This is a genomic window from Streptomyces phytophilus, assembly GCF_013870535.1.
Classification (GTDB): domain Bacteria; phylum Actinomycetota; class Actinomycetes; order Streptomycetales; family Streptomycetaceae; genus Streptomyces; species Streptomyces phytophilus.
Window position 1 is genome coordinate 1 of sequence record NZ_JACBXC010000161.1, and the last position, 8,047, is coordinate 8,047.

The window sequence follows — 8,047 nt, forward strand, 5'->3', positions numbered from 1 at the left end:
CCGCCCGAGGGCGCCGACCCCCAGGTCGGCGGGACCGCCGCCGCGCTCGTGGACTCCAAGGACTCGATCTCCGACCGGCTGCCGATCGCCGTCGCGCTCGTCGTGTTCACCACCTTCCTGCTGCTCTTCCTCTTCACCGGCAGCGTGGTGCAGCCGCTGCGCGCGCTGGTGCTCAACCTCGTCAGCCTGGGGGCGACCCTGGGCGTGATGACGTGGATGTTCCAGGACGGCAACCTCTCCTCGGTCTTCGGCTTCACCGCCCAGCCGATGGAGGTGTCCATGACGATGCTGATGTTCTGCATCGCCTTCGGCCTGTCCATGGACTACGAGGTGTTCGTCACCAGCCGGATCAAGGAACTGCACGACCAGGGCGCGGACACCGGGACCGCGGTGGCCGACGGCCTCGCGCACACGGGACGTATCGTCAGCGCCGCGGCCTGCCTGCTCGCGGTCAGCTTCTTCGCCTTCGGCACCGCCCAGATCAGCTTCATGCAGATGTTCGGCCTGGGCAGCGGGCTGGCCATCCTCATCGACGCGGTGGCCGTACGCGGCGTCCTCGTCCCCGCCGCGATGCGCCTCCTCGGCCGCTCCGCCTGGTACGCCCCGGGCCCGCTGCGCCGGTTCCACCGCCGCTTCGGGCTGAGCGAGAGCGCCCCCGTGCCGCAGGCCGCGGTCCCGCCGCCGCCCCGCCTGCCCGTCAAGCGGTGAGCGGCAGAAGTGCCGCATGCGACTCGTGTTCAAGTCGTTGAAGAATAAATCAGTCTGCTTCGGGCTTTGCCTCCCATCCCTCCTGCATGAAATCAAGTCATCACCAAGTGGGACGTTCCATACTGCCGATGCGAGGTGCGGGTCGCGCAGGCGGTGACCGCACCGCACGGACGGTCCACGGCCCGGGTGACAGGACCTCGGGACTTCGGGACACCGCGACCTCATCCCTCGTCCCTCATCCCCGATCCCCGCCCGCCACAGCGCCGTGGCGGCGGGCGATCCGGGGCGCACGCAGTTACACAGTCCAATGGAGGCAACTTTCATGGTGAGTCGGCGCAGGGTGCTCGCTGCGGGTATGGCCACAGCGAGCGTGGGGGTGACCGGAGCGGCGTTAGTGCCGCTGGCGACCGCACCGGCCGGGGCGGAGCCGGCGAACGCCGCGGCACCCGCGGCCACGCCCTTCACCCAGCCCATGCCACGGCCCACGGTGCTGTCGCCCGTCTCGACGGGCGGCGGCGTCGACGTCTACGTGATGACCATGCGGCCGGCCACCGCGGAGATACTTCCCGGCATCCAGTCGCAGGTGCTCACGTTCAACGGCGACTTCCCGGGGCCGCTGATCAGGGCGCGCCGGGGCCGGCCCGTCGTCATCGAGCAGCGCAACCGGCTCGACGTGCCCGCCTCGGTGCACCTGCACGGCGGGGAGGTGGAGGCGCAGCACGACGGCCAGCCGATGGCGACCATCGCCCCGGGCGAGGACCGTACGTACTACTACCCCAACACCCAGCCGCACGCCTCGCTCTGGTATCACGACCACGCGCACCACATCGAGTCCGAGAACGTCTACCGCGGGCTGTCCGGCCAGTACCTCCTCACCGACGAGGTCGAGGAGGCCCTGCCGCTGCCCACCGGGCAGTACGACCTGCCCATCGCCGTCCGCGACGCCAACGTGGACGCGACCGGCCTGCACTACACGATGGGCGACCGGCAGCGCTCCACGATGATCGCCAACGGCAAGGCTTACCCGTACGTCCAGGTCGCCGCCCGCAAGTACCGCATCCGCCTGCTCAACTGCTCCAACCAGCGCTTCATGGAACTGGGCCTGGAGGACGGCAGCGAGATGATCCAGATCGGCTCTGACGGCGGACTGCTGCCCCGCCCGCACCGCACCGCCACCATCCCGCTGTCCGCCGCCGAGCGCGCCGACGTCGTCATCGACTTCTCCCGCTACGCCGTCGGCAGCAGCGTCGTGCTGAAGAACACCGGCGGCTTCGGCAACCCCGAACTCGTCGGCCAGGTGCTGCGCTTCGACATCGTCCGGACCGCGAAGGACGCCAGCCGCGTCCCCGACGTGCTGCGCGAGCTGCCGCCGCTGCCCCGGCCGACCGCAGAGCGCACCGTCACCCTGCGGATGGACGAGGACGGCCGGCCGGACCCGCAGGCGTACATCGACGAGAAGCTGTACGACCCGGCCCGGGTGGACCAGCAGGTCCGCTTCGGCGCCAGCGAGATCTGGACCGTGAAGAACCTCAACCAGGTGGCGTGGCACAACTTCCACATGCACCTGGTGCAGTTCCGCGTCCTGGACCGCAACGGCCAGGCCCCGGGTCCGGGCGAGGCGGGGCTGAAGGACACCGTCAACCTTCGGCCGAACGAGACGGTCAGGGTCCAGGCGACGTTCGACACCCACCGCGGCTCGTACGTCTACCACTGCCACATGCTCGACCACTCCGCGATGGGCATGATGGCGACGATGAAGATCGCCTGACGCCGGGGCCCGACACGGCCCTCGCACTGGAGCCCGGCGCCGGGGCCTGACGCCGGGACCCGACGCCGGGACCGCCGGCCGGGGACGTGCTCCCCGGCCGGCGTCGCTCACGGGGTCACGGCGCCCAGGGCGGCGCCACCGACCAGGTGGTGTCCTCGGTGAACGTGGCCGGGTCGTCCCAGGGGTGCCCCGCGCCCTGCCGGGCGAGCCAGACCTCGGAGCCGATGTGGCGGACGAAGCTGCCGGGGAAGTTCGCCGACGACAGCCGCACCCCGCCGCTGCCGGGCGCCGCGCAGAACGTGGCGTCCTCGCGGAACAGCGCGCCGTCGCCCGCCTCGCGGCGCACCCGGTGCTCCCGGTGGCGCAGGTACTCGCCGGGGTAGTTGCGGGACTCGAAGGAGTAGCACAGCGGGTTGCCGAGGCCGCGTACGACCTTCCAGGTGGCGTCCTGCTTGAGCAGGTCGCCGCTGCCCGCGGTGACGACCTCGGTGGCGGCCAGGGCGTCGGTGTGGCGCAGGTAGCGGTCGGTGTGGCCGGGGGTGGTCACGCGCAGCGAGACGTACTCGCCCACGGGCAGCGCCTCCGGCGGCGCGGGGTCGCGGGAGGCGGCGATCAGCGCCTCGTTCGCGGCCCGGACGCGCGCGGCGTCGACCTTGGTGACCTGCCTGTCGTACGTGAGCAGCCCGTTGACCTCGTTCTCCAGGTCGGTGGTCTCGGTGTAGACCGACGCCGACAGGCCGGCGGGCAGGGAGTGCTCGCGCAGGTCGTCGAGGAGCCCCGTGAGGCGGTCGTTCAGCGCGGCCGGGCTCGGCTGGTCCTCGTAGCTGAAGCCGCCGCCGGGGTACCACTCGTGGCCGGGGGCCTTGTACCCGAGGCCGCCGTACTCGCCGAGGACCGCGGCGCGGTCCGCCTCGGGCGCGGTGTTGCCGGGGCCGACGTAGACGTGGTTGTCGACGAGGTCGCCGTTGCCGCCGTCGACGGAGCCGCAGCAGTTGACGCCGCTCATGTTGTCGACCAGCCGGGAGGGGTCGCGGGCCTTCACCTCGTCGGCGATCCGGGCCTGGTCGTACTGCCCCCAGCCCTCGTTCTGGTTCACCCAGGTCACCAGCGAGGGGGAGCTGAGGTGCTGGTCGATCACCGCGTCGTACTCCGCCTCCCACTGCACGCGCGCCGCGGCGTCCGGGGTCTTGCCGGTGGCCATCGACGGCATGTCCTGCCAGACGAGCAGGCCGAGCCGGTCGGCCCAGTAGAACCAGCGCTGCGGCTCGACCTTGATGTGCTTGCGCACCATGTTGAAGCCGAGGTCCTTCATTGCCTGGAGGTCGTACTTCAGCGCCTCGTCGGTGGGCGCGGTGTAGATGCCGTCCGGCCAGTAGCCCTGGTCGAGGGTGCCGGTCTGGAAGACGAACTCGCCGTTGAGGACCGGCCGCTGGACGCCGCCGACCTCGGCGAGGCCGACGGAGCGCATGCCGGCGTAGCTGCCGACGGTGTCGACGGGGGTGCCGCCGGGGTCGAGGAGTTCGGCGGTCACGTCGTAGAGGAACGGGTCGTCCGGCGACCACAGCCGCGGATCCGGTACGGGTACGGAGAACGCGCCGCCGGCCGGTCCGGTGGCGGTGCCGACCACCGTGCCGCCGTCGCGGACGGTGACGCGCGCGGTGTGCCCGGCGGCGCCGGCGCCGTGGACGGTGGCCTCCAGGGTGTCGTCGCCGAGGTCGGGCACCAGGTCGAGCCGGGTGACGTGCGCGGGCGCGACGGGCTCCAGCCAGACGGTCTGCCAGATGCCGGAGGCGGCGGTGTAGAAGATGCCGCCGCCGGGGTGCGGGACGATGTCGTGGTCGCGGCGCTGCTTTCCGACCGCCTGCCCGCCGGCCTCGGTGGGGTCGTACACCGAGACGGTGAGGGTGTTGGTGCCGGTGGTCAGCAGGTCGGTGATGTCGCGGCTGAAGGCGTCGAAGCCGCCGCGGTGCGGCTCGCCGGCCGGGGTCCCGTTGACGAAGACGGTCGTCTCCCAGTCGGAGCCGCCGAAGTTGAGCACGACGCGGCGGCCGGACCAGTCCGCGGGGACGGTGAAGGTGCGCTGGTACCAGAGCTTGTCGTTCTCGGTGATGCGGCGCTGGATGCCGGAGAGCGCGGACTCGGCGGCGAACGGGACGCGGATCTGCTGGTCGTACGACCCGGGCGGCCCGGCGGCGCGGCCGGTGACGGCGAAGTCCCAGATGCCGTTGAGGCCGGCCCAGTCGGGCCGGGTGAGCTGGGGGCGCGGGTACTCCGGGAGCGGGTCGTCGACGGGGACGTCGTCGGTCCAGGGGGTGGTCATCGGCGGGGGCTTGGGCGTCCAGTCGGCGGCGGTGGCGGGCTGGGCGGTGAGCCCCGTGCCGAGGAGGGCGGCGACGAGGGCGAAGACGGCGGCGCGGGCGCGCAGGCGCGCGCGTAACCGGTGTGCGGGTGGCGGGAGTTGGAGGTGTGGGGGAGTGGACACGGGATTCCTCCGGCTCTACAACGTTATAAAGAATCGGCTCACGTCGTACGACACCACCACCCGGCCGCGCCGTCCAGACCCGGGGCCGAAGTCATTGACGTAAACATGACATCCGGTCAGGGTGGTGGATATGAAGCGCTTAGGTACGCTTACGGCGACGGCGGCGCTGGCCGCAGGCTGTCTGGCCGCCGTCCCCGCCCCCACATCCGCGGCGCGTCCCGCACCCGCCGCCGCCCCCGGGCCCGCGCAGATCTGCAACGTTTACTGCGACGCCCGCGACCCCGCCCGGGCCACCGCCGACCGCACCGCGGCCACCGCCACCCTCTTCTCCCGCACCCTCGCGCTGCACGTCGACGACGACAGCGCCATGGGCTGGGCGACCATCGACAACGGCGGCCCCGGCGACGAGGTATGGCTCGACCGCTCCTTCGACGGCGGCCGCACCTGGTCCTCCGGCAGCCGGCTCGGCGACACGAGCGTCCCCGCCGGCCAGAGCGGCTGGCGCACCGGCATGTACAACGTCGACGACTGGGCGGCCCGCGGCGTCGGCGCCCTGCGCGCCTGCGGAAAGGCAGCCGACCGCCCCGACATCGCCTGCACCCCCTGGGCCCGCAGCACCTGGAACGCCTGGGACCGCAGAACCGCCGCCGCCACCGCGCAGATGTCCTTCTACGACAACGCCACCGGACTCTTCGCCACCACCGGCTGGTGGAACTCCGCCAACGCGCTGACCGCCGTGATCGACAACATCCGCGTCAGCGGCATGCGCAGCTACGAGTACGCCATCGCCACCACGTACGACAAGCAACTCGGCGCCCACCAGGGCCGGTTCCGCAACGACTACATCGACGACACCGGCTGGTGGGGCCTGGCCTGGATCGCCGCGTACGACCTGACCGGCGAGAGCCGCTACCTCGACACGGCCCGTGCCGACGCCGACCACATGGCCGCGTACTGGGACGGCACCTGCGGCGGCGGCGTGTGGTGGAGCCAGGCGAAGACGTACAAGAACGCCATCTCCAACTCCCTCTACATCCAGCTCAACGCGGCCCTGCACAACCGCATCCCGGGCGACACCGCCTATCTGGAGCGGGCGCGCGACGGCTGGACCTGGTTCCAGGGCACCGGCATGATCAACGGCTCCTCCCTGGTCAACGACGGCATCGACCTCGGCACCTGCCGCAACAACGGCCAGCCGGTCTGGTCGTACAACCAGGGCGTGCTGCTCGGCGCCCTCACCGAACTCCACCGCGCCACGGGCGAGGACGCGCTCCTGACCACCGCCCGCAGGCTCGCCGACGCCGCCACCACGGCCCCGTCCCTGCACACCGCGGACGGCATACTCCGCGACCCCTGCGAGACGGGCGACTGCGGCGCGGACGGCCCGTCGTTCAAGGGCGCCCACGTCCGCGGCCTGGGCAAGCTCGACGCCGCCCTGCCCGACCACCCGTACACCGCCTACCTCCAGCGCCAGGCCGACCGCGCCCACGCGGCCGACCGCAACCCGCTCGACCAGTACGGGCTGCGCTGGTACGGGCCGCTGGACAAGACGGACGCGGCCCGCCAGCAGAGCGCACTGGACCTGATGAACGCGGCACCGTAACGGCCCGCCGGAGACCGGGGCCGGGCTACGCGGCCCGGTCCCGGTTGCGGTTCTTGAGGACCTCGGTCAGCGCGGAGATGCTGTGGTCGCCGTGGCCGGCGTCGGCGGCGCGCTGGAGCAGGTCGTGGAACGGCTTGTGCCACTCCATGTCGAGGTTCGCCTCCCGGGCGAGTTCCGCGTCGTGGCCGGCGCCCGCCAGGAACAGGTTCACCGACGACGCGGGCTTGCTGTAGTCGCCCCGGTCGATCTCGTCGGCGAGGCCCGGCAGGATCGAGTTGATCATCTCGAACCACTTGACGGTGAACCGGACCATCGAGTCCGCCGTGAGGCCGCGGGCCTGCATCGCCGCCGCGCCCTGGAAGAAGCCGACGAGCGCCGGGAGCAGGGTGCCGCCGACCGCCATCTCGTACAGCGCCGCGAGGTCGGCGTCGGCGCCGAGGTAGACGGTGTCGCCGCCCAGCACCCGCAGCGTCGGGGCGAACTCCTCGAAGACGCCGCCGTCGCCGCCGTAGTACAGCAGGGTGTCCTCGGCGCCCACGGCCGCGGGCACGTTCTTGACCGCCCCGCCCAGGTAGCGCGCGCCGTGCCCGTCCGCCCACGCGGCCATCCCGCGCGCCCCGGCGGGCGAGCCGCTGTTGAGCGTCACCAGGGCCCGGCCGCGCAGTTCGGCGGCGGCCGGCTCCAGGGCCTCGATCGTGTTCTCGTACGTGGTCAGACAGGTGACGATCAGCGGGCTCGCCGCGACCGCCTCCTTCGCCGTACGCGCGTGGACGGCCCCCCGGGACACGAGCGGCGCGGCCTTCGCCGCCGTCCGGTTCCAGACCGTCGTCGGATGGCCCGCGTCGAGGAACGCCCCCGCGAGGGCGGTGCCCATCGAGCCCAGCCCGACGAGGGTCACGGGAGTGCGGTGCTGCCCGGTCATGCCTTGCTCCTGTCTGCCGTCGATCGTCGTGCGTCCATGCTGCGAGGGACACCAAACTTTCCGCAAGTACCTACAATTCTGTTCGGTACCCACACTTTTGTAAGGGAGGCTGCCGATGAAGAAGCGGAGCTACACCTGCGGACTGGACGCCGCCATCGACGTCATGGGCGGGAAATGGAAGGGGCTGATCCTCTTCTGGCTCGGCGAGGAACCGCTGCGCTTCGGCGAGTTGCGCCGGACGGTCGACGGCATCAGCGAGCGGATGCTGATCCTGCACCTGCGGGAGCTGGAGGCCGGCGGCCTGGTACACCGCGAGGTCCACGAGCAGGTCCCGCCGAAGGTCGTGTACTCGCTGACCGACTTCGGCCGCTCCCTCGTCGTCGCCCTCACCCCCCTCGGGGAGTGGGGCGAGGAACACATGGAGCGGCTCGAAGCCCTCCTGTGAGGCGGCCGGGCGCCGGTGCCGGGGGCCTCACCCGACTGCGGGCGCAGCGCTGGTGCCCCCGGCGGGTGTGGCCCAGGCTCGGGAGAGGACCGGGGGAGCGCACCTCGGGCGCACGGCCC

The 8,047-nt window shown here is 72.0% G+C and carries 6 protein-coding genes; 4 read left to right on the forward strand and 2 right to left on the reverse strand.

Features of this window, described 5'->3' with window-relative positions; genetic code table 11:
• Both H5J30_RS10985 and H5J30_RS10990 read left to right on the forward strand, forming a co-directional pair.
• Window positions 1-708, forward strand: a 708-nt coding sequence (locus H5J30_RS10985) for an MMPL family transporter (protein ID WP_181787246.1), incomplete at its 5' end; no start/stop codon positions are given.
• Window positions 709-1,063: 355 nt separating this feature from the next.
• Entirely contained in the window at window positions 1,064-2,476 is a 1,413-nt protein-coding gene (locus tag H5J30_RS10990; RefSeq protein ID WP_258563246.1) for a multicopper oxidase family protein, read from the forward strand.
• 115 nt (window positions 2,477-2,591) lie between these two features.
• On the opposite strand, the gene H5J30_RS10995 is transcribed toward H5J30_RS10990, so the two are convergent.
• Entirely contained in the window at window positions 2,592-4,901 is a 2,310-nt protein-coding gene (locus H5J30_RS10995) for an AbfB domain-containing protein (RefSeq protein WP_374100965.1), read from the reverse strand.
• A 187-nt stretch (window positions 4,902-5,088) separates the two neighbouring features.
• Between H5J30_RS10995 and H5J30_RS11000 the strand changes: the two genes are divergently transcribed.
• On the forward strand, window positions 5,089-6,561 hold the full coding sequence (locus H5J30_RS11000; protein WP_181787248.1) for a glycoside hydrolase family 76 protein: 1,473 nt from the start codon (window positions 5,089-5,091) through the stop codon (window positions 6,559-6,561).
• Between the two features lie 25 nt (window positions 6,562-6,586).
• On the opposite strand, the gene H5J30_RS11005 is transcribed toward H5J30_RS11000, so the two are convergent.
• Entirely contained in the window at window positions 6,587-7,483 is an 897-nt protein-coding gene (locus tag H5J30_RS11005) for an NAD(P)-dependent oxidoreductase (protein ID WP_181787249.1), read from the reverse strand.
• Between the two features lie 115 nt (window positions 7,484-7,598).
• Between H5J30_RS11005 and H5J30_RS11010 the strand changes: the two genes are divergently transcribed.
• Window positions 7,599-7,928, forward strand: a complete 330-nt coding sequence (locus tag H5J30_RS11010; RefSeq protein WP_181787250.1) for a winged helix-turn-helix transcriptional regulator — start codon at window positions 7,599-7,601, stop codon at window positions 7,926-7,928.
• The last annotated feature ends 119 nt before the right edge of the window (window positions 7,929-8,047 follow it).

Coding starts and splice junctions, on each gene's coding strand:
- H5J30_RS11010 (WP_181787250.1), top strand. CDS start 7,599: ATGAAGAAGCGGAGCTACACCTGCGGACTGGACGCCGCCATCGACGTC.
- H5J30_RS11000 (WP_181787248.1), top strand. CDS start 5,089: ATGAAGCGCTTAGGTACGCTTACGGCGACGGCGGCGCTGGCCGCAGGC.
- H5J30_RS10990 (WP_258563246.1), top strand. CDS start 1,064: ATGGCCACAGCGAGCGTGGGGGTGACCGGAGCGGCGTTAGTGCCGCTG.
- H5J30_RS11005 (WP_181787249.1), bottom strand. CDS start 7,483: ATGACCGGGCAGCACCGCACTCCCGTGACCCTCGTCGGGCTGGGCTCG.